The sequence below is a fragment of the Variovorax sp. 278MFTsu5.1 genome, from assembly GCF_048305045.1.
GTDB lineage: Bacteria > Pseudomonadota > Gammaproteobacteria > Burkholderiales > Burkholderiaceae_C > Variovorax > Variovorax guangxiensis.
Genome location: NZ_CP157622.1, coordinates 2889979 through 2915797, shown reverse-complemented (window position 1 = coordinate 2915797; position 25819 = coordinate 2889979). Strand labels below are relative to the sequence as shown.

Below are 25819 nucleotides of genomic sequence, written 5' to 3'. Positions count from 1 at the left end.
TTTGGCCCGAAAAAACCATGTACATCTCGCGCCAAAAATACAATTCGAGTTTCAAGATCGGCTCCACGACGACCCGAGAGCCGGGTCGCTTCCCAACGGAGAACCATCTCGTGGCCCTTGCCGACACCCCCGCCTCCCCCGCGTCGCTCGACGCGTTCTGGATGCCCTTCACCCCCAACCGCAAGTTCAAGCAGTCGCCGCGCCTCATCGTCGGCAGCGAAGGCCTTTATTACGACCTGGCCGACGGCCGCCGCGTGCTCGACGCCATCGCCGGCCTGTGGTGCGTGAACGCGGGGCACCGCCACCCGCGCATCAGCGCCGCGATGAAGGCGCAGATCGACGTGCTCGACTACGCCTCCAGCTTCCAGATCGGCCACCCGGCTGCCTTCGTGCTCGCGCAGCGGCTGGCCGAAATGGCGCCCGCGGGCATGAACCACGTGTTCTTCACCAACTCGGGCTCCGAGTCGGTCGACACCGCGCTGAAGATCGCGCTGGCGTACCACCGCGCACGCGGCGACGCGGGCCGCTACCGCCTCATCGGCCGCGAGCGCGCCTATCACGGCGTGGGCTTCGGCGGCATCTCGGTGGGCGGCATCGGCCGCCAGCGCAGCACCTTCGGGCCGCTGCTCAACGGCGTGGACCACCTGCCGCACACGCTCGACCTGGCGCGCAACGCCTTCTCGCGCGGTGAGCCGGCGCACGGCATCGAGAAGGCCGACGCGCTGGAGGCGCTGCTCGCGCTGCACGACCCGTCGACCGTGGCCGCCGTCATCGTCGAGCCCGTGGCCGGCTCCACCGGCGTGCTGCCGCCGCCGCGCGGCTACCTCAGGCGCCTGCGCGAGATCTGCGACAAGCACGGCGTGCTGCTGATCTTCGACGAGGTCATCACCGGCTTCGGCCGCCTGGGCACCAACTTCGCGGCCGACCTCTTCGGCGTGACGCCCGACCTCATCACCACCGCCAAGGGCCTCACCAACGGCGCGGTGCCCATGGGTGCGGTGCTGATGCGCGACGAGGTGCACGACGCCTTCATGCAGGGCAGCGTGAGCGGCATCGAGCTCTCGCACGGCTACACCTACTCGGGCCACCCGCTGGCCTGCGCGGCGGCGATGGCCACGCTCGACGCCTACACGCAGGACGGGCTGATCGCCCAGGCGGCGGCCACCGCGCCCTACTTCGAGGAATGCCTGCACACGCTGCGCGGCCTGCCGGGCGTGATCGACGTGCGCAACGTCGGCCTGCTGGCCGGCATCGAGCTGCAGCCCTGGGCCGAGGGCGCGGGCACGCACGCACAGGCGGTGGCCCGGCACTGCGTGGACCAGGGCGGCGTGCTGGTGCGCTCAGTGGGCGACACCATCGCGCTGTCGCCGCCCTTCACGCTGGAGCGCCGGCACGTCGACCAGATCGTCGACAGCCTGCGCGCCGCCATCGCGCAGACCGCCCGGCCCACCGACGCCGCCGCCTGAACACACACGAAAGCACCAGATGGACATCGAATCGTTCCCCCTCTACGACATCGAAGGCGACGCCCGCCAGTGCGGCCAGCAGTACGGCCGCGCAGCAGGCGACCGCATCGACCTGAGCCTGCGCACCTACCGCGCCGCCTTCGAGCGCGTGGGACTCAGCTGGGAGCGCACACGCGCGCTGGCGCGCCGCTTCATGCCGGTGATCGAGGCCTTCGACGCCGGCATGCTGCGCGAGATCGAGGGCGTGGCCGAAGGCGCGGGCGTGCCGCCGGAAGACATCGCGGCGCTGAACGCGCGCAGCGAGATGCTCTACGCCTTCCAGCAGCTCGAAGCCACCGAGCCGCCAGACGGCTGCACCGGCGTGGTGGTGATGCCGTCGGCCTCGCGCGAAGGCCGGCTCATCCACGCGCAGAACTGGGACTGGCGCGTCGAGAGCCTGGAGTTGGGCATCGTGCTGCGCATCCAGCCCGCCAAGGGACCGTCGATGCTGACCTTCGCGGAGGCGGGCACGCTGGCGCGCGCAGGCCTCAACAGCGCGGGCATCGCCGTCACCGGCAACTTCATCAAGGCCGACAGCGACGGCAGGCAGCAGGGCGTGCCGCTGGCGCTGATCCGCCGCGGCATCCTGCAGTCGGAGCTGTATGCCAACGCGCTGGGGGTGGTGTGCCGCACGGCGCGTTCCATCTCCAACAACATGATCGTCACCCACGCCGAGGGCGAGGCCGTGAGCCTGGAGACCTGCCCCGAGCAGGTGTTCTGGCAGCAGCCCGAAGGCGGCATCCTGGTGCATGCCAACCACTTCAAGACGCCGGCCGCGCTCGCACGCGTGGTGGACCGCAGCCTGGAGACCACGCCCGACTCGCTCTACCGCGACCGCCGCGTGACCGAGGCGCTGCACAACCGGCGCGCCGCCGGCCTGCTCGGCGAGCAGGATGTGATGGACGCGCTGCAGGACCGCTTCGGCGCGCCGCGCGCCGTGTGCCGCAGCCCCAGCGCGGGCCCCGGCGGCGCCTCGTCGGCCACGGTGGCGACCATCGTGATGGACCCGGCGGCACGGAAGATGCGCATTGCACCGGCGCCCTTCAAGGAGCACCGCTTCACCGAATATTCCCTCTGAGTCCGACCGCTGTATCGACCGCCCAGCCCATGCCAGGAGTGTTGCCATGAAAGTCCCCGTTCCCCCTTCCCGCCCGCCCTCCGCATCGCCTGCATCGCTGATTGCCGCCCTGGCGCTCGGCCTGGCAGCCGCGGCTCCCGCCGTTGCCCAGCCGACGGTGGGCGCGGGCCAGACGCTGCGCATCCAGATCAACTCCGACATCCGCAGCACCGACCCCGGCGGCAACCGCGACGACAACACCGACAACGTGCTGCTGCACGTGGCCGAAGGGCTGGTCGCGCTGCGCGAGGACACCTCGGTGGGCCCGATGCTGGCGAGCAAGGTCGACACCTCGGCCGACGGCCTGACCTACACCTTCACGCTGCGCGACGGCGTGAAGTTCCAGAACGGCGCCACGCTCACCGCCGACGACGTGGTCTGGAACTGGCAGCGCTACCTCAAGCCCACGAGCGGCTGGCGCTGCCTGCCCGAGTTCGACGGCAAGGGCATGACCAAGGTGCTGTCGGTGGAAGCGCCCAATCCGAAGACGGTGGTGTTCAAGCTGGAGCGCGCGAGCGCCCTCTTCCTCACGATGATGGCGCGGCCCGACTGCGGCGGCGCAGCCATCCTGCACCGCAGTTCGGTCGGCCCCGACGGCCAGTGGAAGGAGCCCGTGGGCACGGGCCCCTACAAGCTCAAGGAATGGAAGCGCGGCCAGTACGTGGAGCTCACGCGCTTCGACGGCTACACCTCCCGCGCCGAGCCGCGCGACGGCCTCGCGGGCGGCAAGAAGGCCGAGATCGAGAACCTGCGCTTCGTCGTCATTCCCGACTCGGCCGCGGCCAAGGCCGCGCTCTACAGCGGCGGCATCGACGCCTTCGTCAATCCCAGCCCGGCCGACGTGGTCGAGATGCGCAAGCGCACCGACGTGCTGGTCGACACCACGCCGGTGATGTCGATGGTCGCGCTGCTGCTGCAGACCAACGACCCGGTGCTCAAGGACGTGCGCATCCGCCGCGCGCTGGCGCTGTCGCTCGACACGCCCGAGATCGCGCGCTCCGTCACCGAGGGCCTCTCTCCCGTCAACAACTCGGTGGTGCCGTCTTCCAGCCCCTACTACGACGCAGTGCAGGCCGGCGGCTTCAGGCGCGACATCGCCGCCGCGAAGAAGCTGCTGGCCGAAGCGGGCTACCGCAACCAGCCGATCCGCATGATCGCCAACAAGCGCTACGAGGCCCTGTACTCGGCCGCCGTGCTGGTGCAGGCCATGGCCTCCGAGGCGGGCATCAACATCGAGCTGGAGGTGCTCGACTGGGCCACCCAGCTCGACCGCTACACCAAGGGCCAGTACCAGAGCATGGCCTTCATCTACTCGGCGCGCATCGATCCCTCGCTCAACTTCGAGATGGTGTCGGGCGACAAGGCCGCCCAGCCGCGCAAGGTCTGGGACAGCGCCTACGGCCAGACGCGGCTGGCGGAGTCGATGGTCACGCGCGACAAGGCGCGCCGCCAGGTGCTGTTCGACGAGATGCACAAGCAGATGCTGCAGGACGTGCCGATGATCGTGCTCTTCAACGCCAGCGACGCCACCGCCATGCGCAAGAGCGTGACCGGCTTCAAGGGCTGGGCGCCGGCCAAGCCCAGGTTCTGGAACGTGCGGCTGGCCGCCGCCGGCTGAACGGAGCAGCGCAAGCAATGCCCGCCTATCTCCTGCGCCGGATCGCGATGACGATTCCGACGCTGCTGCTGGTCTCCATCGCGGTGTTCACCCTGATGCGGCTGATTCCGGGCGACCCGGTGCTGCTCATGCTGGGCGAAGGCGCCGACCCCGCGCAGCTGGCGCTCATGCGCCATCAGATGGGGCTGGACCAGCCCCTGCCCGTGCAGTACCTCGTGTGGCTGAGGCACGCGCTGGCCGGCGACCTGGGCGTATCGACCACCAACGGCCTGCCGGTGCTGCCGTTGATCTGGGAGCGCTTTCACGTCAGCGCGGTCATCGTGCTCGTCGCGGTGGCGCTGGCCTCGCTGATCGCCGTGCCCGCCGGCCTGGTCGCCGCCTGGCGCAAGGACAAGCCCACCGACCTCGCCATCATCGGCGCCGCGACGCTGATGCTCTCGGTGCCCAGCTTCTGGCTGGGCCTGCTGCTGCTGATGTTCTTCGGCCAGTACCTGGGCTGGCTGCCGGTGGTGGGCTACGTGCCGATGTCGGAGAACTTCTCGCAGGGCGTGCTCTACGTGATTCTTCCGATCGCCACTCTGCTGCTGGTGGAGACCGGCGTGCTCACGCGCATGTCGCGCGCCAGCACCATCGAGATTCTGCGGCTCGAATACGTGACGCACGCGCGCGCCAAGGGCGTGCCCGAGTCGCAGGTGCTGCGCCGCCATGTGCTGCCCAACGCCTTCAACCCGACCCTCACCATGATCGGGCTGATCCTCGGGCACCTGCTCAGCGGCATCGCGGTGCTGGAGACGGTGTTCACCCTGCCCGGGCTCGGGCGCCTGATGATCGACTCGATCTTCGCGCGCGACTACCCGGTGCTGCAGGGCTGCCTGCTGTTCACCGCCTGCATCTACGTCGTCATCAACCTGATCGTCGACATGTGCTACCCCCTCTTCGACCCGCGGGTCACTGTGCAGTGAAGACGAAGTTCAAGACCCATACCCTCATCGGCGGCGCGCTGGTCGCGGTGCTGCTGGCCGTCGCCGTGGTCGCCGCGCTGTGGACGCCCTACAACCCGCTGGGCATCGACCTGCGCTCCAAGCTGCAGCCGCCCTCGATGGCGCACTGGCTGGGCACCGACGAATTCGGCCGCGACGTGGCCAGCCGCGCGATGCAGGGCGCGGCCACCAGCTGCCTGGTCGCGCTGCTCACCGTGACGCTGGCCACCGCCATGGGGCTGGTGGTCGGCGTGGTCGCGGGTTTCGTGCGCGGCTGGACAGACCGCGTGCTGATGGCCTTCAACGACACGCTGCTGGCCTTTCCGGGCCTGCTGCTGGCGCTGGGCGTGATGGTGATCGTCGGCGCCAACAAGTGGGGCATCGTGCTGGCGCTGAGCATGGCCTATGCCCCTTCGGTGGTGCGCGTGGTGCGCGGCACGGTGCTGTCGCTGCGCGAGCGCGAGTACGTGGAGGCCTCGCGCATGATCGGCAACGGCGAGCTCTACACCATGTGGCGCCACGTGCTGCCCAACTGCATGGCACCCGTGGCGGTGCTGGCCACCAGCATGTTCGGCTGGGTGCTGCTGTCGGAAAGCGCGCTGAGCTTCCTGGGCCTGGGCGTGCCGCCGCCCGCGCCGACCTGGGGCAACATGCTCGCGAGCGCGCGGCCCTACATGGCCTCGGCCGTGTGGCTGTGCGTGGTACCAGGCCTGTGCATCGCGCTCACGCTGCTGGGCATCAACCTGCTGGGCGAATCGCTGCGCGACCGGCTCGATCCGCGGACGGAGAAGTCATGAGCGTTCAATCGAGTCAGACCGTGCTTTCCGTCGAGCACCTGAGGATCGAGCTGCGCAACGGCGCCCAGCCGCTGGTGCACGACCTGTCGTTCGAAGTGAAGGCCGGCGAGTTCCTCGCGGTGGTGGGCGAATCGGGCAGCGGCAAGACGATGGCGGCGCGTGCCATCCTGCAGCTGCTGCCGCCGGGCATTGCGCAGACCGGCGGGCGCATCGTGTTCGACGGGCAGGACCTTGCCACACTCGACGCGAAGGCCATGCGCCCCATCCGTGGACCGGGCATCGGCATGGTGTTCCAGGAGCCGATGGTCTCGCTCAACCCGGTGCACCGCATCGGCGAGCAGATGGCCGAAGGGCTGCGCATGCACACGCAGCTGCCGGCCGCAGAGATCCGCGCGCGCATCGTCGACATGCTGCGCCGCGTGCAGATCGCCGACCCCGAGCGCTGCATGCACGCCTATCCGCACGAGTTCTCCGGCGGCATGCGCCAGCGCATCATGCTGGCCAGCGTGATGCTGCTGAAGCCGCGCCTGCTGATCGCCGACGAGCCGACCACCGCGCTGGACACGCTGAGCCAGCGCGAGGTGCTCGACCTGATGGTGGGCCTGGCGCGCGACAACGGCACGGCCGTGTTGCTGATCACGCACAACCTCGGGCTGGTGGGGCGCTATGCGCAGCGCGCCATCGTGCTGGAGAAGGGCCGGCTGGTCGAGACCGGCGAGGTGCCGGGCATCCTGCTGGCACCGAGGCAGCCCTACACCCGCAAGCTGGTCGACGCGCTGCCGCGCCGGCAGGCGGCCAAGGCCGAACCCGCCGAGCAGCGGCAGCCGCTGGTACAGGTGCGCGGCCTGTGCGTGAGCTACGCCGGCGCACGCGCCGGCTTCTTCAAACGCCACGCGCCGGTTCGCGTGATCGACTCGCTCGACCTCGACATCCATCCGGGCGAAATGGTCGCGCTGGTGGGCGGCAGCGGCTCCGGCAAGACCACGCTGGGCCGCGCCATCCTGCGGCTCGCGCCTTCGCAGGCCGGGCAGATCCTGTTTCGCGGCGAGGACGTTCGCAGCGCCGGCCGTGCCGCGCTGCATCGCTTCAGGCTGGCCTGCCAGCTCGTGTTCCAGGACCCGTTCTCCTCGCTGGACCCGCGCATGCGCGTGCAGGAGATCGTGGCCGAGCCGCTGCGCCACCTGCCCGAGCTCGACGCGACGGCGCGCACGCGGCGCGTGAAGGAAACGCTGGACGAGGTCGGCCTGGACGGCCTCGGCGCGCGCTACCCGCACGAGCTTTCGGGCGGCCAGCGCCAGCGCGTGGCGATCGCTCGTGCGCTGGTACGGCGCCCCGCTTTCGTGGTGGCCGACGAGCCGGTGTCGGCGCTCGACATGACGATCCAGGCGCAGGTGCTCAAGCTGTTCCAGAGCCTGCAGCAGCACCACGGCTTCGCATGCCTGTTCATCAGCCACGACCTCGCGGCGGTGGAGCAGATCGCCGACCGCGTGATCGTGATGGAGCGCGGGCGCATCGTGGAGCAAGGCCCACGCGACGCGGTGTTCGACGATCCGCGCCATGCGTACACGCAGGCGCTGCTCGCAGCCACGCCGCGGCCGCTGGCGGCGCTGGATGCGCTGGACACGGCACAGGCAATGCCCGAAGCGGGTCGGGCCTTCGCGTGATGACGGGCGGCACGGCGGCACAATCGGCCGCGTGCCGCTCATCCGACATCACCTGCCCGCCGCCCTCCTCGCACTGACGCTCGTGTCCCCCGCTCCCGTGGCGCAAGCGGCGGAGCCGGTGCTGCTCGTCACCTCGCCCGCCGCGCTGCAGGCGGCCGAGAAATCCGGCGCCGGCTTCGCGCGCTGGATGAACGGCGAATCGGCACAGTCGGCCGATGGCGTCACCGCCAACGAGGCGCTGATGCGTACTCCTGCCTGGCGCTCCATCACCGAACCGCTGGGCGCCAGCCTTTCCGGCATCCAGCGGCGCGACAGGCAGGCGGGCGTGGGCATCTCGCGCTATCCGCACCGGCTGTTCGACGCGCGCTGGCTCGCGAGCCCCGATGCCTTCTTCGAGCTGGTCGGCGTCGCCAACCGCATGGACCGCCGGCCCTTCCAGAGCGGCGCCTGCGGCGAGACGCGGCTGGTGTACCGGCTGGCCTATCGCACGGCGGCGATGCAGTCTCGCCTGCCGATGACTGTCAACGTCGAACTGCGCGGCGACGCGCCCGATGCAGACGGAAGCTGCGCCGCCGCCGCGAAGCGATGGCAGCCGCCGCAGGCCGCGATGGCCGACGAGGCGCTGGGCCGCTGGCTGACCTCGGCCGATGGCCCGCTCGCGCCGAAGCGGCTGGAGCACGCGCGCATCGCGCAGCTCACCACCAACCTGCAGAGCGTGCGCTGGCCCTCAGCGGTGCGGCCCGACCTGGGCGGCCATGCCGAATACATGCTCCGCGCCTTCCATTGGAACGCGGGCGCCAGGCGCTTCGAGGTCGCGCCGCTGGAGAACACGCCCGACGTCGCCAGGCTCAAGGCCAATGCCCCGCTGCGCAAGGAACTGCAGCAGTGGCTTCGGCAACCCGCCAACCTGCGCGCGCTGGACGAGGCCACGCTGCAGATTCCCGACAGGTTCCTCGCGACCGAAGCCATCTCGGTCGCGCCGCGCGGACTCGAACGACTGGCCAACCGGCCCTTCGCGCAGATCTTCGCGCCCGGCGAATGGCAGGCCGTGCCCGGCAGCCGCACGCTGCAGTCGCCGCAGGCCATCCTGCGCCGCCTCGACGACCTGAGCTGCATGGGCTGCCACCAGAGCCGCGCGGTCGCGGGCTTCCACCTGCTGGGTGTCGACCGGCGCGGCGCCTCGCGGACCTTCACCACCGGCAACGCGCTGGCGGTGCCGCACTCGCCGCACGTGCAGGACGAGCTCGCGCGGCGCGAAAGCTACTTGCGGGCCGCGCTCTCCACGCCGCGGCCCGATCCGTTCCGGCCCCTGGCCGAGCCGATGGAAGCGGATCCCGCCGCCGGACGCGCGACGGTCGGCGCGCGCTGCGAGCCCACGCGCATCACGCAGTCGGCCAACGCGTGGACCGATCGCGCCGAGAAACTGCCGCCCGTTGCCTGCGAAGGCGCGGCCTCGGTGTGCGAGAAAACCTCGGTCGGCTTTCCGGGCGGCATGTGCTCCGGCCCCTGCGACCCCAGGGACCCGAACGGCACCTGCGGCGGCATCGCGATCCTCAGCGACTTCAACAGCTGCCTGGCCGCGAAGAAGCCCTTCGGCGAATGCCTGGCCAAGCACACGCGCCCCGGCAACCTGCGCAGCTGTTCGGCGCAGCAGGCTTGCCGAGACGACTACATCTGCGCGCAGGCCGATGGCAAGCCCGAGGGGCAAGGCGCCTGCATTCCGCCCTACTTCCTCTTCCAGATGCGGGTGGACGGGCACTCCTGAGGGCGGCCGGTCATTCGTTCGCGACAGGGCGCATCAGCCAGGCCGACCCCGCGGCCACCACGCCCAGCACCGCGACGTAGACGCCCACCGGCACGATGCTCGAATAGTTCGCCACCAGCGTCGCCGCGATGATCGGCGCCAGCCCGCCGCCGATGGCCGCCGCGAACTGGATGCCGATGGAGATGCCCGAGTAGCGCAGCTCGGGCGGAAACTGCGCCGCATAGAGGCTGGACTGCGGCGCGAACATCAGCGGGTAGTTGAGCGACAGCGCCAGCACCATCGCCACCGTGTAGGCCGTGAGCGAGCCGCTGCCGATGGCCTGGAAGAGCGGCACCGCCATGAGCGCCAGCAGCAGTCCGCCGAAGACGTAGAGCCGCCGCGCGCCCACCTTGTCCGCGAGCCAGCCACTGGCCGGAATGGTGAAGACCATCGCCGCCGAACCGGCGATGAGGGCGTGCAGCGCATCGGAGCGCGAGAAGCCGAGCCGGCTGGTCGCGTAGGAGATCGAGAACACCAGCACGGTGTAGATCAGCGTCACCTCGGCCAGCTTGCCGCCGATGGTCAGCAGCAGGGGCCTGAGGTGTGCCACCACCACCTCGCGCGCCGGCAGCACCGCCGTCCTGCGGTGGACCTTGACCTGCATGAACTCGGGCGACTCGTCCACCTTCATGCGGATGAAGACGCCCAGCACGATCAGCACCGCGCTCGCAAGGAAGGGCAGCCGCCAGCCCCAGCTCATGAAGCTGGACTCGGGCAGCTGCGTGACCAGCGCGAAGGCGCCCGAGGACAGCAGCACGCCGATGGGAGCGCCCATCTGCGGCATGCTGCCGACCAGCGAGCGCCAGCGCGGCGGCGCGTGCTCCACCGCCATGAGCATCGCCCCGCCGAGCTCGCCACCGAACGACAGGCCCTGCCCGATGCGCAGCAGCACCAGCAGCACGGCCGCCCACAGCCCGATGGACTCGTAGGTCGGCAGCAGGCCGATCAGCACCGTGCAGATACCCATCATCAGCAGGCTCAGCGTGAGCATCGACTTGCGGCCCAGGCGGTCGCCGTAGTGCCCGAAGATGATGCCGCCCAGCGGCCTGGCGAGCATGCCGCTGGCGAAGGTGCCGAAGGCCGCCAGCGTGCCGACGGTGGGGTCGAAGTTGGGGAAGAAAAGCTTGTTGAACACCAGCGCAGCGGCGGTGCCGTAGGCGAGGAAGTCGAAGGCCTCGATGGCCGTACCGACCATGGTGGCGGCGCCGATCTTCCACACGCTCTGGTGCTTTTTCTTCTCCACGGTGCCCTGCAACGGGGTAGCGATGCTGTTCATGGGCGCTCCCCGGTGATCTGCCGCGCGAACATCGCGAAACTGGCGTTGACGATGCTCCGCTGCAGCAGGAAGTCGTGCGACTCCCTGGCCAGTGCCGGGTCCACCAGCTTGAGGCGACCGTAGGCCGACTGCGCGATCAGCTGGTTGCGCGCCGCGCGCTCGATGAGCACCGACATGTAGAGCGACTCCTCGATGGTCGGCGTGGCGGCCAGGAAACCGTGGTTGGCAAGCAGCACGCAGCGCTTGGTGCCGAGCGCGGCCGAGATGATCTCGCCCTCGACGTCGGCGATCGGCAGGCCGGGCCACTCGGGCAGGAAGGCGCAGTCGTCGAAGAACGGGGTGGCGTCCATGTGCGCAATCTGCAGCGGCTCGCCGGTCATCGACAGCGCGGAGACGTATGGCGGATGCGTGTGGATCACGCAGTTCACGTCCGGCCTGCGCCTGTAGACCCACAGGTGGAAGCGCACGGCCGGGTTGGGCACGCCGCGGCCTTCGAGCACGCGCAGCGAATCGTCGATGCGCATGACCGAGTCGGGGCGGATCTCGCTGAAGGCATGCGCGAGCGGCGTGGTCAGGAAGCTGCCGTCCGGCTGCCGCACGGTGATCTGGCCGGCCAGGGTTTCGCAATGACCTTCCTTCGCGAGGATGCGGCAGCTCAGCGCGAGCTTCTCGGCCTCGGTCCAATTGCCGTAGCTGAGGCCGTCGAGGGACGGCGCGGGGCTTTCATGGGTTGTGGTGCGGGTGTCGTCGCTCACGCGTTGGCTCCTGTGTGCATTCGTGGGGGTGCGGCCAATGTATGAAGCAGCCCCCGCTTTGCTCTTGCGCGTGGGTGCACGCGCATTGATCCGGCGTGCCAACTAGTGGAAAGCCTCAGCCCCGGATCGGATGTCGGCCGCCTAGACTGCCCCTGCCGACGCTGCCTGGCACGAAGCATGCGCATCGGCGGCAGGAAACACAGCCATGCACCACGACACAGCAGCAGCCTCCGACCTGAGCTTCGCGCCATGCTTCCGTCCGTTCTACATGGGCGACGTGCAGGGCTACTCGAATGCGCTCGACTCGCTGGTGTACCCCGGCGAGCTCAGCGTGCGGGACAGCAACCCGCGCATGAGCCTGGAGGCCTGCCGGCTCGTGGGCGGCGGGCTGGCGATCAGCTTCGCATCCACGCCGCTGGCGGTTCGCCATGACACGGCGCTGGCTTCCATCGGCGGCGCGGGCGATGTGCTCGCGATGATCGCGGTCGAGGGCGAAGGCACCATCGAGCAGGGCGGGCGCTGCATGCCTTTCCGCAAGGGCGACATCACCTTCCGCACCACGCGGCTTCCTTCGGCCTGCACACTGACCACGCCCGGCAAGCTGGTGGTGCTGCGGGTGCCGTCGGACCGGTTCTTCGGCATCTACGCCGATCTGCACGACCGCTTCGTGCCTTCGATCTCGCGGGCGGATTCGCGCCTGGCCGAGGCGGCCCGTGTGCACATGGGGCATGTGTTTCCGGGCAATGCGCAGGCGTTGCCGGCATTGGCGTACTTCTCCGAGCAGTCCTTCGTCTCGCTGCTGGCTGCGGCCTATTGCGAATCGGTGGACGAAGACACGGCCGACGGCAAGCACCGCGAGCGCGACCGCTGGCAGCGGCTGGTGGCCTTCATCGAGGCGCACCTGGGCGATCCGGAACTCTCGGTCGATGCGGTATCGAGGGAGCTCGGCATCTCGAGGCGGCTCACGCATCGGCTCTTCGAGACGCAGCGCACGCAATATGGCGCGTACCTGCGCATGCGCCGCCTGGAGCGCGCGAAAGACGATCTGCGGAACAGGCGGCTCGACCATTTGAGCGTGGCCCAGATCGCCTATCGCAACGGCTTCGGCGACGCGAGCCATTTCAGCCGAAGCTTCAGGGACCGGTTCGGCGTGCCTCCTGGAGGCCTGCGCAAGTCGCCAGCCTGAGAAATCGTCCGGCCGATAAATATTGCTTGCCATTAGATCGCATGCGATCTAATATTCGCGCCATGCCTGCCAAGCGCATCACCGCCCCATCCACCGAAGCCCCGGCGAGCAATGCGCTGGCGCTGGACGAGCAGCTTTGCTTCGCCGTCTACTCGACGATGCTGAGCCTCAACAAGGTGTACCGCGGCCTGCTGCGCGATCTCGATCTCACTTACCTGCAGTACCTCGTCATGCTGGTGCTGTGGGAGAAGGACGAAATCAACGTCTCCGAGATCTGCACGCGCCTGGCGCTCGAAACCACCACCCTCACTCCCCTGCTCAAGCGGCTCGAAGCGCGCGGACTCATCCAGCGCGTGCGTTCGCCCAAGGACGAGCGGCAGGTCATCGTGTCGCTCACGGCCGATGGGCGCGCATTGCGCGCCAAGGCACAGGGGCTGCCGGGCTGCGTGGCGCAGGCGATGGAGCTCTCCCCCGAACAGATCGGCGAACTGCGCACCCAGTTGCTGGGCCTGCGCACAAGCCTCGACAGGAACGCGTGATGCACAGCAGCTTCGCCGTTCCTGCTTTTTCAAGACAAATACATCGCATGCGATATTAATTCATACGATATTTACCGCGCCGCACCACTTCACCACTCGACCTGCCAGCAAAAGGAAAGCACCATGACCGAACAACGCACCCAGACCATCGACTCCACCGCTCCCACCCGCCGCAGCCTGCTGCTGGGCGGAGCCTCCGTCGCAGCCGGCGCCCTCGTGGGCACCGGCTTCTCCAGCGCGGCATCCGCCGCATCCGCCGCCGCGCCCGCATCGGGCGCGGCCAACGCCTCTTCGAAAGGAAAGCAAACCATGAGCAAGAACATCATCGTCACCAAGGACGGCACCGAGCTCTATTACAAGGACTGGGGCCCCAGCACCGGCCAGCCCGTCGTGTTCAGCCACGGCTGGCCGCTGAACTCCGACAGCTGGGAATCGCAGATGCTCTTCCTCGCATCGCAGGGCTTCCGCACCGTGGCGCACGACCGCCGCGGCCACGGCCGCTCCAGCCAGCCGTGGAACGGCAACGACATGGACACCTACGCCGACGACCTCGCCACCGTCATCGAGACGCTGGACCTGAAGAACGCGATCCTGGTCGGCTTCTCGACCGGCGGCGGCGAGGTGGCGCGCTACATCGGCCGCCACGGCACGAAGCGCGTGGCCAAGGCGGCCCTGATCTCCGCCGTGCCGCCGCAGATGCTGAAGACCGCCGCCAACCCCGGCGGCCTGCCGATCGAAGTGTTCGACGGCCTGCGCGCCGCGCAGCTGGCGAACCGCTCGCAGTTCTACAAGGACGTGCCCTCGGGCCCCTTCTTCGGCTTCAACCGCCCCGGCGCGAAGGTGTCGCAGGGCCTCATCGACTCGTGGTGGGCGCAGGGCATGATGGGCGGCCACAAGAACACCTACGACTCGATCAAGGCCTTCTCGGAAACCGACTTCACCGAAGACCTGAAGAAGTTCGACGTGCCCACGCTCATCGTGCACGGCGACGACGACCAGATCGTGCCGATCGGCGCCGCCGGCCTGGCCTCGGCCAAGCTGGTGAAGAACAACAAGCTGATCGTCTACCCCGGCGCGCCGCACGGCCTGACCGACACGCACAAGGACAAGTTCAACGCCGACCTGCTGGCGTTCGTCAAGTCCTGATGCACTGATGCGTTGACGAAGAAGGGGCCCGCACGGGCCCCTTCTTCTTTTGCCGGGCGCGACAACGCGACCTCTTAGTATTCGGGGCAAACAACACCAAGACCGAGGCCCCGATGGACGTCTTCGAGAACGTGCTCGTCATGCTGATTGCCGCCTGCCTGCTGCTGCAGCTCTCTCGGCGTCTTGCACTGCCCTACCCGTCGATGCTGGCGCTGGCCGGCGTGTGCCTGGGCGCCATGCCCTGGGTGCCGCACGTGAGCCTCGATCCGCACCTGGCGCTCGCGCTCTTCATCGCGCCCGCCCTGCTCGACTCGGCCTTCGACACCTCGCCGCGCGAGCTGCGGCGCAACTGGATGTCGCTGGTCTCGCTGGTGCTGGTGGCGGTGCTGCTGACCACCGCCGTGGTCGCGTGGGCCGGCTGGGCTTTCGCGGGGCTGCCGCTGGCCGCGGCGATCACGCTCGGCGCCATCGTCGCGCCGCCCGACGCGGTGGCCGCGGCAGCGGTGATGCAGCAGTTCCGCATTCCGCGGCGCACGCTGTCGCTCATCAACGGCGAGAGCCTGCTCAACGACGCGGTGGCGCTGCTGGTGTTCGGCGTGGCGGTGTCGGCGGCCGGCGCCGCGCATGTGCCGATGACGAGCTCGCTGCCGATGCTGCTGGTGGCGGTGCCGGGCGGCGCGCTGGTGGGCTTCGCCTTCGCCAAGCTCAATCTGCACTTCGGCGCGCCACTCTTCGCGGGCACGCGCTCGGCCATCATCTTCCAGTTCGTGATGACCTTCGGCGCGTGGATCGTGGCCGAGCGGCTGCACCTGTCGCCCATCATCTCGGTGGTGGCCTTCGGCATGACGCTGGGCCAGTTCGCGCCGAAGCGCCATGCACCGCGCGACCGCGTGCATTCCTACGCGGTGTGGGGCGCGGTGGTGTTCACGCTCAACGTGCTGGCCTTCTTTCTCATGGGGCTGCAGGCGCGCGGCATCATCACGCGCCTGTCGGGGCCGCAGCTGGCGCATGCGCTGGAGTTCGCGGTCCTCGTGCTGGTGCTGGTCATCGCGGTGCGGGTGGCGTGGGTGCTGATCTATGGCGCGGCGATGCGCCGGTACAAGCTGCGGCTGATCGCGCGCGGACGCAAGGTTGCGCTGCCCTCGAAGCGCATCAGCCTGCTGGTCGGCTGGTCGGGCATGCGCGGGCTGGTCACGCTGGCCACCGCCTTTGCGCTGCCGGCGGATTTTCCGGGGCGCGATCTCATCGTGCTCAGCGCGTTCTCGGTGGTGCTGGGCACGCTGGTGATCCAGGGCTTCACCATCGGGCCGCTGATCCGCGCGCTGAAGATCGAGCCCGACGACTCGCTGGACAGGGAACTCTCGCTCGCCCGCACCGCGATGATGGATGCGGCGCTCGCCGCCATCGAAGCCGAGGACGGGCGCGAGGCCGACGCCGTGCGCGACGAATACCGCGCCGCGCGCGCCCTCGCGCAGGACCAGCGCCAGCCGCAGGCCAAGACCGCGCACGACCGGCTGCGCGCCGTGGCCATCCGCGCGCAGCGGGAGGCGCTCGACTCGCTGCGCCGCGCCGGCGAGATCGAGGACGACGCCTACCACCAGCTCGAGGAGGAGATGGACTGGGCCGAACTCAGCGCCATTCCGGCGAACGACGTGCGGCTGCAGAGCGTCTGACGCGCACTGCTCCCTCTCCCCTCGGGGAGAGGGTTGGGGTGAGGGCATCGGCCTCAACGCCAAGGCCGCGCCTCATCGATGGCACAGCGCCCTCACCCTGGCCCTCTCCCTGAGGGAGAGGGGACAAGACTTTCAGACCTCCTCGTACCACCGGTCCTTCGCCAGCATCACCCGGTGGTGCCCATGCCCCGAGGGCATCATCGGAAAGCAGTTTTCCTGCGCTTCGACCTGCACGTCGAGGAAGAACGGGCCCTCGCTGGCAAGGCACTCGGCCAAAGCATCCTCCAGCTCCGCCGGGTCGCTCACCCGCCGCGCACCCCAGCCGAAGGCCTTGGCCAGCGCCACGAAGTCGGGCAGCGCCTCGTTCCAGCTGTGGCTCAGGCGGTTGCCGTGGTTCAGCTCCTGCCACTGGCGCACCATGCCCATGTAGCCGTTGTTGCTCAGCACCAGCTTCACCGGCACGCGGTGCTGCACCGCCGTCGAAAGCTCCTGGATATTCATCAGCACCGAGGCGTCGCCGCTCACGCACACGGTCAGGGCGCCGGGGTGGCCGATCTGCGCGCCGATGGCGGCGGGCAGCCCGTAGCCCATGGTGCCGGCACCGCCCGAGGTGAGCCAGCGGCGCGGGCTGTCGAAGCGCAGGTATTGCGCGGCCCACATCTGGTGCTGGCCCACGTCGGTCGACACGATGGCGTCGCGCCCGGCGATCCGGGCGATCGCGCGCTGCAATGAAGACATCAGCTGCTGCGGCAGGATCGAGCCCGCCTTCGGCTCGAAGGCCAGGCAGTCGACTGCGCGCCAGCGCTCGATGCGCTCCCACCACGGCGCGAGCCGCTCGGGAGCGAAGCCCTCGGCCGGCAGCAGCGCGAGCAGGTTCTCGAGGATGGCTGCGCAGTCGCCCACCATCGGCACGTCCACGCGCACCACCTTGTTGATGCTGCCGGGGTCGATGTCGATGTGGATCTTGCGGGCGTGCGGGCAGAACTCGTCGAGCTTGCCGGTCACGCGGTCGTCGAAGCGCGCGCCGACGCACACCACCAGGTCGGCCTCGTGCATCGCGAGGTTGGCTTCGAGCATGCCGTGCATGCCCAGCATGCCGATGAACTTCGGGTCCGACGCCGGGAACGCGCCCAGCCCCATCAGCGTGAGCGTGCACGGCGCATGCATCAGGTTCACCAGCTTCGTGAAGGCCTCGCAGGCCGCCGGCCCCGAGTTGACCAGCCCGCCCCCGCCATAGATGACGGGCCGGCGCGCGGTCGAGAGCAGGTCGGCGGCGCGCTGCACCATGGCCTTCGGCGGCAACGCGGTACGGCTGGTGCGCAGGGCGCGCAGCGGGGCGGGCTCGGGGGCACGGCCCAGGCGTTGCAGCTGGATGTCCTTCGGCACGTCCAGCAGCACGGGTCCGGGGCGGCCGGTGGAAGCGATCTCCAGCGCGCGGCGCACCAGCGCGGGCACCTCGTCGGCGGCACGGACCTGGCGGTTCCACTTCGTCACCGAGCGCGACATGCCCAGCGCATCGCTTTCCTGGAACGCCTGCGTACCGATGACGGCGGTGGCGACCTGCCCGCTGATGCACAGCACCGGCACCGAATCGCTCATCGCGTCCAGCAGCCCGGTGATGGTGTTGCCCACGCCCGGCCCCGAGGTGACCAGCACCACGCCCACGCGGCCGGTGCTGCGCGCATAGCCCTCGGCCGCGTGCACGGCCGCCTGCTCGTGGCGCACCAGCACGTGGCGCAGCCGAGGCTCGCCGTGCAGCGCGTCGTACAGCGGCAGCGCCGCCCCGCCGGGGTAGCCGAAGATGGTGTCCACGCCGCACTCGACCAGGGTGTCGAGCAGTGCTTCGGCGCCGTTGCGGATGCGAACTGGCGTTGTGTCGGGGTGAAGGGACGGGGAGGACGTGGGGGGTAGGTCGAGCAGTCGCATGCCGTCAATTCTTCCGTTTCGGGCGCAGAATATGCATCTTTCTTTTGGCCCTTTAAGCTCGATTCATGAAAACCAATCGGCAAACACCGAGCGACAGCGAAGGATCTTTCGACAAGACCGACCTGGCGATCCTGCGGGTGCTCCTGCTCGACTCGCGCAAGACCCTGCAGGAGATCGGCAACGAGGTCGGCCTCTCGCCCACCAGCTGCTGGACACGCATCAAGAAACTGGAGGCCACGGGCGTCATCAAGCGCTACACGGTGGACGTCGACCCGGCCAAGCTGGGCTATCACGACTCGGTGATCGTGCAGGTCACGCTCGAGAGCCACACCGACGAGACGCTCTACGACTTCGGCCGCACGCTCGCCACCATTCCGGAGATCCAGGAGGCCTACCTGGTCTCGGGCGACTACGACTACTACATCCGCATCGCCGTGCGCGACACGCGCGACTACGAGCGGCTGCTGCGAGAGAAGCTCTACAAGATCCCGGGCATCCGCCACAGCAAGTCGCACTTCGTGCTGCGGGTGCTGAAGGAAGCGAGCGTGCCCATCATCTGAGGCACGCCGCCGTGGCCGGGCTCAGAGCCGGATCAGTTCCACCCGGCGGTTCTTCGCCCGCCCCGCCTCGCTGTCGTTGGGCGCCACCGGCTCCGAGGCGCCCGCGCCGCGGGTGGTGAAGCGGCGCGGGTCGACGCCGGCCTTCACCAGCACAGAGATCACCGCCAGCGCCCGGCGCTTCGAAAGATCGTCGTTGTGCTTCGCCTCGCCCTGCGCGTCGGTGTGGCCGACCACCGACAGCTTCAGCGGCGGGTTGTTGCGCATCAGCTTGGTCATCTCGTCGAGGGTGGGCTGCGACTCGGGGCGGATCACGTCCTTGTCGAGGTCGAACAGGATGCCGTAGAGATTGACACGCCCCGTCTCCGCCAGGCTCTTCTGCATGGCCGTGGCGTCGAGGAACACGATCTTGTTCTCCTCCATCGCCTTGCTCTCCACCACGCGCACGAAGGCATGGTTGCCGACCTCGGCGTTGTGCTCGGCCAGCGCGATGCTGGCGTAGACGGTGCCCGAGGGGCCGGTCTTCCGCGCGAGCAGATAGCGCCCGCTCACTGCGAAATAGTTGCGCGCATAGTCGCCCCGGCTGCCCAGGCGCGGCCATTCGGGCTGGTCGAAGGCCAGCGCGAAGTCGTAGGGCGTGGTGGTGTCCACGCTGCCGTCGCGCGGCTTGTAGCACGAGCCGTTGGCGGTGCCGCAGCTGAACACGATCTCGAAGCCCTTGGCCTTGAGGCTGGACTCGTAGTTGCGCTGCACTTCCAGCAGCGAGCGCTCCTTGGGCAGCCTGTATAGATAGAGCGTGACCTTGCCCTCCACCTTGAGCAGGTCGGGCTTGCCGCCGCCCCAGTTCTGCAACGGCTCCTTGATCAGGCCGACCTCGTCGTAGGCGGCGGCCTTGTAGCCGTCGAGCACCGAGCCTTCGTAGCGGCCGACGAGGGGGTTGTCCTTGGCCGGCTCGGCGGCGAAGCTGCCTGCGGAAGCCGAGATCAGCAGCGCGCCTGCGGCCAGGCGGGCAACGAGAACCATGAAGGCGGACTGTTTCATCGGCGGGCCTGGAAGATGAATGGAGGCGGAAAGCGGCGTCCTTTCCATGCTAGGCAATGCCGCCGTCGCTGTGCATTCGACGGACGGCCTATGCCGCGCACCACCCGTCGGACACCCCGCCGGGCACCCGTTGTGCACGGCCCCGGCTCGCGGCCCGCCCCGGGTCGCGGCCGTGTTAGAGGTCGTAATCGCGCGCGTATTCGACGGGGAACATAATCGCGCCCGTCTCGCGAGGGCGGGATCCGGGCTCCACGGCCCGAAGCCGCAACGCAGCGATTTCGGGCCGGTGCAAATCACAAAGAAGCGACTTCCAAGGCAGAGCGATCTATGAGGCTTGGCAGCAAGAGCTGTTGGCGAATCGGCAGGCGGATCGCAAAGCTTTTGCTGGCCGCCGTGCCGGTACTCCTGTCTAGCGCACAAGCCGCCGAGACGGCAGCACGGCAGTCGCCCCAGGACGGCGAGGCCCTCCACATCAGCCGGGCCGAGTTGCTTTCCGTGCCGGGCAGCGGCTACACCGCGCCTCCACGCAACGCGCAGGAGGCGGCACTGCCCGAAAAAGGCTGGAGGAAGGTCAACCTCCCGTACACGGTGGGACGCGAGCTGGTGCCCGACGAAGGCAGCGGCGCACGCACCGTGACCGACTGGTACCGCATCGACCTGTCCGGAAGGGCTTCGGTGCGAGAGCCTCAGCTGCTCTATCTCCCGCGCTGGAAGACACTGGGCCACATCGCGGTGTACGGCGACGGCACCCTGCTCTACCAGTCGCATGGCAGCCCCATCCACAACGGCTACAACCATCCGCTGCTGCTGCCGCTGAACCCGACCGCCGACACGCCGCCGCCGAAGACCGTGCTGATCCGCATCGACCGCCTGCGCAACAGCGGCAGCGGCTTCTCCACCGTCTGGGTGGGCAGCGAAGAGTCGCTGAGCTGGCGCTACCAGATCCGCCAGCTGCTGCAGGTGCAGTTGCCTTTCATGGGCAGCGCCGCCTTCCTCGCGGTCGGCGCCTTCGCTTTCGCGGTCTGGGTAGGCCGTCGGCGCGAGCTGCTCTACCTGCTGTTCTTCGCCATCTCGGCGCTCGCCTTCTTCAGGACGCTGCACTACTACGCGGGCGGCAGCTACATACCGATCTCGGACGAATGGTTCGAATGGATGACCGTCTCCAGCCTGCTCTGGCTGGTGATCCTCATCCACCTCTTCCTGCAGCGCCTGCACCAGCAGCCCTCGGTGTGGCTCACCCGCATCGCGGTCACGCTGGCCGTGGCCTGCAGCGTCTCCACGGTGCCGCACCTGTCGTCGAAGATCGTCAGCCTGTACCTGTTCACGCCGCTGCTCAACCTGGCGGTACTGCCCGTGGCGGTGCTGATCTTCACCGTCAACCTGCGCAAGTCGCTGGGCACCCAGCAGACCGAGGGGCGGCTGGTGGCGGTCTGGACGGTGTTCGCGCTCGCGCTCACTTCCTACGACGGACTGCTGCAGAACAACCTGGTGAGCCCGGAGAGCGTGTACATGTCGCCCTACGCCATCATCAGCCTGTTCTTCGTCTTCTCGTACATCATGTTCCAGCGCTACACCGGCGCCTTCGCCGAGGTGGGCCGGCTCAACCGGGGCCTGGCGCTGCGGCTGAAGGAGCGCGAGGCCGAACTGGAGCAGAGCTACCAGCGCCTTCGCGCGAGCGAGAACCAGCACATGCTCAGCGCCGAACGCCGCCGCCTGATGCAGGACATGCACGACGGGCTGGGCTCATCGCTGATCAGCGCGATCCGCTCGGTGGAGCGCGGCGCCATGACGGAGGCCGAGATCTCCCACGTGCTCAAGGGCTGCATGGAAGACCTGCGGCTGGTGATCGACTCCATGGAAAGCGTCGACGCCGACCTGCTGCTGCTGCTGGCGACCATGCGTTTCCGCCTCGCGCCGCGCATCGAGAGCGCCGGCATCGCGCTCCAGTGGGAAGTGCAGCCCGTGCCCGCCCTCGACTGGCTGGACCCGGATGGCGCGCTGCACATCCTGCGCATCGTGCAGGAGTGCGTGGCCAACGTGCTGCGCCACACGCGCGCGACCACCATCTGCGTGAGCACCACCGTTGTGGACGAAGGCGTGTGCGTGATCGTCGAAGACAACGGCGGCGGCTTCGACGTGAGCGAAGCCCTGCGGCGCGGCGGCCGCGGCCTGCGCAACCAGCAGCGTCGCGCGCAGGAAATCGGGGGCACCGTGAGCTGGGAGGCCGGCGCCGCAGGAACTCGCTTCGTGCTCTGGCTCCCGCTGGAGCGCACGGCCGGGGCCGGCAGGGTCCTGGGCGTGGCCTGACGGCTCAGAGACTCGACGCGATCTGCTCGCGCAGCCACCGGTGCGCAGGATCGCGATGCCGGCGCTCGTGCCAGAGCATCGCCATTTCGTAGCCCGGCACCTCCAGCGGCGCCTCGACCACGCTCAGCCCGGGTGCGCTGCGCGCCAGCCGCTCGGGCAGCATCGCGACCATGTCGGTGCCGGCCACCGCCGACATCATGAAGAGAAAGTGCGGCACCGACAGCACCACGCGGCGTGCCAGGCCCCTCTCGGCCAGCGCCTCGTCGGTGGGCCCCGCGAAGCCTCCGCCGGCCAGCGACACCACCACGTGCTCCAGCGCGCAGAACTGCGCCAGCGTCGGCCGGCGCTTCAGGCGCGGATGGCCGGCTCGGCCGACGAGCACATAGCGCTCGTTGAAGAGCACCCGCGCGTGCAGGCCCGGCGGCGCGCCCACGCTGGTGTGGAAGAACAGGTCGATCTCGCCGCTCTCCAGCTGCCGCGCCATGCGCGAAGGCACGGCCTCCACCACCGCCAGCCGCGTGTTCGGCGCCGCGGCGCGCAGCCCGGCCAGCGACGGCAGCAGGATGGCCGACTCGGCATAGTCGGCCGCGGCGACGCGCCAGGTGGTGCTGGCCTCGGCCGGCTCGAAGGGCCGCGTCGGCGCCACCGCGCGGCCCAGCGCCTCCAGCGCTTCGCGCAGCGGCTCGCGCAGTTCGTCGGCCCGCGCGGTGGGCCGCATGCCGCGCTGCGCGGGCAGCAGCAGCGGATCGCCGAAGACTTCGCGCAGCTTGGCCAGCTGCACGCTCACCGAAGGCTGCGACAGGTTCAACCGCTCGGCGGCGCGCGTGACGTTGCGCTCGGCCAGCAGGGTGTCGAGCGTGACCAGCAGGTTCAGGTCGAGGCGGCTGAAATTGTTCATGGCAATTCCTGGAATTCAGACTATTCATTTCCAATATATCGCCACGGCACCTAACCTGGGGGCATCTCCACTCGAACCTTCCAGAAATCATGAACGTCCTGCTCGTACTCGCCCATCCCGAAACAGCTTCGCTCAACGGCGCATTGCACCGCTTTATGGTCGACCGCCTCACGGCCGCCGGCCACACGGTGCGCGTGTCCGACCTCTATGCCATGCGCTGGAAACCCGCGCTCGACGCCGACGACTTTCCGGCGCGCGACACCGCCACGCGCTTCGACCCCGCCCTCGATTCGCAGCAGGCCTTCCAGGCCGGCACGCAGACCGCCGACATCACCGCCGAGCAGGAAAAGCTGCTCTGGGCCGACGCGGTGGTGCTGCAGTTCCCGCTCTGGTGGTACTCGATGCCCGCCATCCTCAAGGGCTGGATCGAGCGTATCTATGCCTACGGCTTCGCATACGGCGTCGGCGAGCACTCCGACACCCACTGGGGCGACCGCTTCGGCGAAGGCGTCATGGCCGGCAAGCGCGCCATGCTGGTCGTGACCACCGGCGGCTGGGCCTCGCACTACGCGCCGCGCGGCATCAACGGGCCGATGGACGACCTGCTCTTCCCGATCCACCACGGCATCCTCTACTACCCCGGCTTCGACGTGCTGCCGCCCTACGTGGTGCACCGTACCCGCAAGGTCGACGAGGCCGCGTATGCGCGCATCACGCAGGAATTGGGCGAGCGGCTCGACACGCTCTTCACCGCCGAGCCGATTCCGTTCCGTCGCCAGAATGCCGGCGACTACGAGATCCCCGCGCTCACCCTGCGCGAGCACATCGCGCCGGGCAAGACGGGCTTCGCGGCGCACACCGCCGGCTGAGCCAGCCTCAGGGCAGCACCGGATTCGCCACCGCGTTCGCGATGGCCGCATCGGCATCCACGCGCAGCATGAAGCGCTTCGCCACCAGGTCGTTGGCGGCCGCCGTCACCGCGGCCACGTAGCCGGCCTGGTCGGTGTAGCGCTCCTGCAGCGAGGGGCGCGGATCGGCGCCGCGCAGGGCAGCCGTCTTGGCGAACGGGAAGTACGAGCCGAACAGGCCCGCCTGGTCGATGCGGCCCGGCACGCCCGTGTAGTTCCAGCCGGTGTTCGTGCCCAGCGGCACGGCAACGTCGAGGCTGCGGATGCCGGCGAGGTCGTTGCCGTCGGTGTCCACCTGCGGCACCAGGATCGCGTAGTCGCGGCCCAGGTAGGCCGGCGGCACCTGGGTTGCGATGCCGCTCTCGTCCTGCGGGCGGTAGCCAGGGCCCCAGTCGAGCAGCGAGTAGTTGTTGACCAGGCCCGTGTAGCTCACGCCGGGAATGGCCGGGAACTTGACCTGCTGCGGCCGCACGAGTGTGGCGTCGGCGATCTTCGGCACCTGGCTGTCAGGCGGCGTCGTGCCCTTGACGACCCAGTCTTCCAGGTTCTGGTACAGCGCTCGCACCACCGGGATCACGCCGGCATTGCCGTTGGTCGCGTAGAGCGCGCCGGCGCTCGGGCCCGGCAGCGAGGCGAGGCCCAGCAGATGGTGCGTGCTCGCGTAGTAGTAGACGCGGGCGTTCGCGGGCTGCACGAGGTCGGTGGTGCCCCAGGCGTCGGTCAGCAGCGGCGAGCCCTGCAGCACGTAGAACTCGGTGCCGCTGAAGCCGATGAAGAGCTTCGGGCAGGTGCCGCTGGCCTCGCAGCGCGACAGGATGCCGCCACGGCGCTGGGCCACGTCGTCCACGTAGTCCTTCGAGAGCCCGCGCGTGCCGGCCTGCCCGAAGGCCGTGTGGTCGGCACGCACGCCGCCGCCGCCGCCCGGGATCGAGAAGCGCATGTTGATGTTGGTCTGCCGCGCCGCGATCTGCGCGAACACGCCGTCGAACACCTTCTGGCCCGCGCGGTCCTCATTGAAGCCCAGGTGCACGAAGGTCTTCATGAAGTTGCCGCACTGCGAGACGCCGGAGGCAATCGTGTTCTTGATCGCCGCGGCCACCGGGTTCGCCGTGCCGGACGAGTCGCTCGCGTCGCGGTGGAAGAAGCTGATCATGTCGCGCAGCGCCGCGAGCCCCAGGCCCATGACCTTCGGGTCCTTCGCGACGTAGACCAGCTCGTACAGGTAGGCCGGGTCCCACTTGTCCTTCAGGCACACGTTCGTCTCGTCGGGCGTGCCCGGGAACGGCGTGGCGGCGCTGCACTTGGCGAACTTCCAGTCGCTCGCGGGAATGAGCTGGCGCGCATCGCCTTCGTTGATGCGACGCGTGAGCACGTAGCCGGGCTTCGTGTTGTCGAGGCTCGCGGTCGGGTAGGCCTGCATCGCCGCGTTGAACGGGCCGCCGGGCAGCGGCAGCGAATCGTTGGTGGCCGCGGTGGGCAGCAGTTCGGCGCGGTAGGTGCCGGTGATGATGCTGCCGTCGGCATTCTTCGCGACGGGCACCTTCAGCGTGAGCTTGCCGGCTGCCGCCGGCACGTCGCCCTGCCATGCGGCCGTGAGGAACACGTAGCCGCGCGAGGCGAAGTACGGATCGAGGTTCACGATGTTGCCGCGATTCGGCGCGTCGTAGCGCAGCACGCCGCTGGCCTTGCTCATGTCCTTGGGCTTGAAGAGCACGAAGTCGGAGGTGTACTCGACCTTGCCGTTGGCATTGAGCGGCGCGAGCTGAAGGTCCTGGATGATCGCGTTGCGCGCGTCCTTCGGGTCGACCTCGCCGGTAAAGGTACCGGTGATCTTCTCGTAGGCACCGACGCTGCCGAAGGTGCCCGCCACGTCTTCCGTCGCGGTGATGGCGAGCTTGTATTTCGGCGCCGTGGCGGCCGCGGGCGGCGTGGTGGCAGGCGGCGTGCCGGCGGACGGCGGCAGCAGCAGGCCGCCCCCTCCTCCGCCGCTTCCGCCGCAGGCGCTCAGAAGAAAAAGGGCGGCCGAAGCCACCGTGGCAGCCCTGAGGCTCCAGCGTTTCATGGTTTGTCTCCTTCGTTGTGGATCTTCTGTATGCGTGCGGCGCCGATCCCCGCTACGGCG

The 25819-nt window shown here is 69.1% G+C and carries 20 protein-coding genes; 14 read left to right on the top strand and 6 right to left on the bottom strand.

The window, feature by feature from the left end:
* Nucleotides 1-110 precede the first annotated feature (110 nt).
* The 7 genes from ABL844_RS13515 (at nucleotide 111) to ABL844_RS13485 (ending at nucleotide 9446) form a co-directional block, all read left to right on the top strand.
* A complete protein-coding gene (locus tag ABL844_RS13515) occupies nucleotides 111-1466 on the top strand; it encodes an aspartate aminotransferase family protein (RefSeq protein WP_369658500.1) in 1356 nt (451 codons plus the stop codon).
* 19 nt (nucleotides 1467-1485) lie between these two features.
* Nucleotides 1486-2583 carry a C45 family autoproteolytic acyltransferase/hydolase gene (locus ABL844_RS13510; protein WP_418131615.1) on the top strand — a complete coding sequence of 366 codons (1098 nt, stop codon included), beginning with the start codon at nucleotides 1486-1488 and terminating at the stop codon, nucleotides 2581-2583.
* Nucleotides 2584-2629: 46 nt separating this feature from the next.
* Complete coding sequence (locus tag ABL844_RS13505) at nucleotides 2630-4240, top strand: ABC transporter substrate-binding protein (protein WP_418131614.1); 1611 nt, start codon at nucleotides 2630-2632, stop codon at nucleotides 4238-4240.
* Nucleotides 4241-4257: 17 nt separating this feature from the next.
* Nucleotides 4258-5202: an ABC transporter permease gene (locus ABL844_RS13500; protein ID WP_184641991.1), complete on the top strand. Its 945-nt coding sequence runs from the start codon at nucleotides 4258-4260 to the stop codon at nucleotides 5200-5202.
* Complete coding sequence (locus tag ABL844_RS13495) at nucleotides 5199-6017, top strand: ABC transporter permease (protein ID WP_184641990.1); 819 nt, start codon at nucleotides 5199-5201, stop codon at nucleotides 6015-6017. The genes ABL844_RS13500 and ABL844_RS13495 overlap by 4 nt, the downstream gene beginning before the upstream one ends.
* Nucleotides 6014-7681, top strand: a complete 1668-nt coding sequence (locus ABL844_RS13490) for an ABC transporter ATP-binding protein (protein ID WP_418131613.1) — start codon at nucleotides 6014-6016, stop codon at nucleotides 7679-7681. The genes ABL844_RS13495 and ABL844_RS13490 overlap by 4 nt, the downstream gene beginning before the upstream one ends.
* A gap of 82 nt (nucleotides 7682-7763) precedes the next feature.
* A complete protein-coding gene (locus ABL844_RS13485) occupies nucleotides 7764-9446 on the top strand; it encodes a hypothetical protein (RefSeq protein WP_418131612.1) in 1683 nt (560 codons plus the stop codon).
* A 10-nt stretch (nucleotides 9447-9456) separates the two neighbouring features.
* Here ABL844_RS13485 and ABL844_RS13480 read toward each other — a convergent pair whose 3' ends face one another.
* Nucleotides 9457-10680 (bottom strand): MFS transporter, encoded by a 1224-nt coding sequence (locus tag ABL844_RS13480; RefSeq protein ID WP_418131901.1) that lies wholly within the window; start codon nucleotides 10678-10680, stop codon nucleotides 9457-9459.
* Between the two features lie 77 nt (nucleotides 10681-10757).
* Nucleotides 10758-11516, bottom strand: a complete 759-nt coding sequence (locus tag ABL844_RS13475) for an aldolase (protein ID WP_240650464.1) — start codon at nucleotides 11514-11516, stop codon at nucleotides 10758-10760.
* Nucleotides 11517-11721: 205 nt separating this feature from the next.
* Here ABL844_RS13475 and ABL844_RS13470 point away from each other — a divergent pair, with 205 nt between their 5' ends.
* The 4 genes from ABL844_RS13470 to ABL844_RS13455 all read left to right on the top strand — a co-directional run bounded on the left by ABL844_RS13470 (nucleotide 11722) and on the right by ABL844_RS13455 (nucleotide 16060).
* The gene (locus tag ABL844_RS13470; RefSeq protein WP_418131611.1) at nucleotides 11722-12702 is read left to right on the top strand and encodes a helix-turn-helix domain-containing protein; all 981 of its coding nucleotides are present in this window, start codon (nucleotides 11722-11724) and stop codon (nucleotides 12700-12702) included.
* Nucleotides 12703-12764: 62 nt separating this feature from the next.
* The gene (locus tag ABL844_RS13465; protein WP_418120112.1) at nucleotides 12765-13241 is read left to right on the top strand and encodes a MarR family winged helix-turn-helix transcriptional regulator; all 477 of its coding nucleotides are present in this window, start codon (nucleotides 12765-12767) and stop codon (nucleotides 13239-13241) included.
* Between the two features lie 123 nt (nucleotides 13242-13364).
* Nucleotides 13365-14387 (top strand): alpha/beta fold hydrolase, encoded by a 1023-nt coding sequence (locus ABL844_RS13460; protein WP_184641985.1) that lies wholly within the window; start codon nucleotides 13365-13367, stop codon nucleotides 14385-14387.
* 113 nt (nucleotides 14388-14500) lie between these two features.
* Complete coding sequence (locus tag ABL844_RS13455) at nucleotides 14501-16060, top strand: cation:proton antiporter (protein ID WP_418131610.1); 1560 nt, start codon at nucleotides 14501-14503, stop codon at nucleotides 16058-16060.
* A 132-nt stretch (nucleotides 16061-16192) separates the two neighbouring features.
* Here ABL844_RS13455 and ilvB read toward each other — a convergent pair whose 3' ends face one another.
* A complete protein-coding gene (gene ilvB, locus ABL844_RS13450) occupies nucleotides 16193-17986 on the bottom strand; it encodes a biosynthetic-type acetolactate synthase large subunit (RefSeq protein WP_418131609.1) in 1794 nt (597 codons plus the stop codon).
* A 65-nt stretch (nucleotides 17987-18051) separates the two neighbouring features.
* Between ilvB and ABL844_RS13445 the strand changes: the two genes are divergently transcribed.
* Nucleotides 18052-18546 (top strand): Lrp/AsnC family transcriptional regulator, encoded by a 495-nt coding sequence (locus ABL844_RS13445; protein WP_184641982.1) that lies wholly within the window; start codon nucleotides 18052-18054, stop codon nucleotides 18544-18546.
* 21 nt (nucleotides 18547-18567) lie between these two features.
* Here ABL844_RS13445 and ABL844_RS13440 read toward each other — a convergent pair whose 3' ends face one another.
* The gene (locus tag ABL844_RS13440; RefSeq protein ID WP_369658510.1) at nucleotides 18568-19584 is read right to left on the bottom strand and encodes an OmpA family protein; all 1017 of its coding nucleotides are present in this window, start codon (nucleotides 19582-19584) and stop codon (nucleotides 18568-18570) included.
* Between the two features lie 393 nt (nucleotides 19585-19977).
* Here ABL844_RS13440 and ABL844_RS13435 point away from each other — a divergent pair, with 393 nt between their 5' ends.
* Complete coding sequence (locus tag ABL844_RS13435) at nucleotides 19978-21891, top strand: ATP-binding protein (protein ID WP_418131608.1); 1914 nt, start codon at nucleotides 19978-19980, stop codon at nucleotides 21889-21891.
* Nucleotides 21892-21895: 4 nt separating this feature from the next.
* Here the strand turns inward: ABL844_RS13435 and ABL844_RS13430 are convergent, their stop codons facing one another.
* Nucleotides 21896-22789, bottom strand: a complete 894-nt coding sequence (locus tag ABL844_RS13430) for a LysR family transcriptional regulator (protein WP_369658512.1) — start codon at nucleotides 22787-22789, stop codon at nucleotides 21896-21898.
* Nucleotides 22790-22878: 89 nt separating this feature from the next.
* Here ABL844_RS13430 and ABL844_RS13425 point away from each other — a divergent pair, with 89 nt between their 5' ends.
* Entirely contained in the window at nucleotides 22879-23658 is a 780-nt protein-coding gene (locus ABL844_RS13425) for an NAD(P)H-dependent oxidoreductase (RefSeq protein ID WP_418131607.1), read from the top strand.
* 7 nt (nucleotides 23659-23665) lie between these two features.
* Here ABL844_RS13425 and ABL844_RS13420 read toward each other — a convergent pair whose 3' ends face one another.
* Nucleotides 23666-25759 carry an alpha/beta hydrolase domain-containing protein gene (locus ABL844_RS13420; RefSeq protein WP_184641978.1) on the bottom strand — a complete coding sequence of 698 codons (2094 nt, stop codon included), beginning with the start codon at nucleotides 25757-25759 and terminating at the stop codon, nucleotides 23666-23668.
* Nucleotides 25760-25819 lie beyond the last annotated feature (60 nt).

What these genes read in the sequence shown, in the direction of transcription:
- ABL844_RS13440 (WP_369658510.1), bottom strand. Translation starts at nt 19,584, where the DNA reads ATGAAACAGTCCGCCTTCATGGTTCTCGTTGCCCGCCTGGCCGCAGGC.
- ABL844_RS13490 (WP_418131613.1), top strand. Translation starts at nt 6,014, where the DNA reads ATGAGCGTTCAATCGAGTCAGACCGTGCTTTCCGTCGAGCACCTGAGG.
- ABL844_RS13510 (WP_418131615.1), top strand. Translation starts at nt 1,486, where the DNA reads ATGGACATCGAATCGTTCCCCCTCTACGACATCGAAGGCGACGCCCGC.
- ABL844_RS13420 (WP_184641978.1), bottom strand. Translation starts at nt 25,759, where the DNA reads ATGAAACGCTGGAGCCTCAGGGCTGCCACGGTGGCTTCGGCCGCCCTT.
- ABL844_RS13430 (WP_369658512.1), bottom strand. Translation starts at nt 22,789, where the DNA reads ATGAACAATTTCAGCCGCCTCGACCTGAACCTGCTGGTCACGCTCGAC.
- ABL844_RS13425 (WP_418131607.1), top strand. Translation starts at nt 22,879, where the DNA reads ATGAACGTCCTGCTCGTACTCGCCCATCCCGAAACAGCTTCGCTCAAC.
- ABL844_RS13470 (WP_418131611.1), top strand. Translation starts at nt 11,722, where the DNA reads ATGCACCACGACACAGCAGCAGCCTCCGACCTGAGCTTCGCGCCATGC.
- ABL844_RS13500 (WP_184641991.1), top strand. Translation starts at nt 4,258, where the DNA reads ATGCCCGCCTATCTCCTGCGCCGGATCGCGATGACGATTCCGACGCTG.
- ABL844_RS13465 (WP_418120112.1), top strand. Translation starts at nt 12,765, where the DNA reads ATGCCTGCCAAGCGCATCACCGCCCCATCCACCGAAGCCCCGGCGAGC.
- ABL844_RS13445 (WP_184641982.1), top strand. Translation starts at nt 18,052, where the DNA reads ATGAAAACCAATCGGCAAACACCGAGCGACAGCGAAGGATCTTTCGAC.
- ABL844_RS13505 (WP_418131614.1), top strand. Translation starts at nt 2,630, where the DNA reads ATGAAAGTCCCCGTTCCCCCTTCCCGCCCGCCCTCCGCATCGCCTGCA.
- ilvB (WP_418131609.1), bottom strand. Translation starts at nt 17,986, where the DNA reads ATGCGACTGCTCGACCTACCCCCCACGTCCTCCCCGTCCCTTCACCCC.
- ABL844_RS13480 (WP_418131901.1), bottom strand. Translation starts at nt 10,680, where the DNA reads ATGGTCGGTACGGCCATCGAGGCCTTCGACTTCCTCGCCTACGGCACC.
- ABL844_RS13455 (WP_418131610.1), top strand. Translation starts at nt 14,501, where the DNA reads ATGGACGTCTTCGAGAACGTGCTCGTCATGCTGATTGCCGCCTGCCTG.
- ABL844_RS13460 (WP_184641985.1), top strand. Translation starts at nt 13,365, where the DNA reads ATGACCGAACAACGCACCCAGACCATCGACTCCACCGCTCCCACCCGC.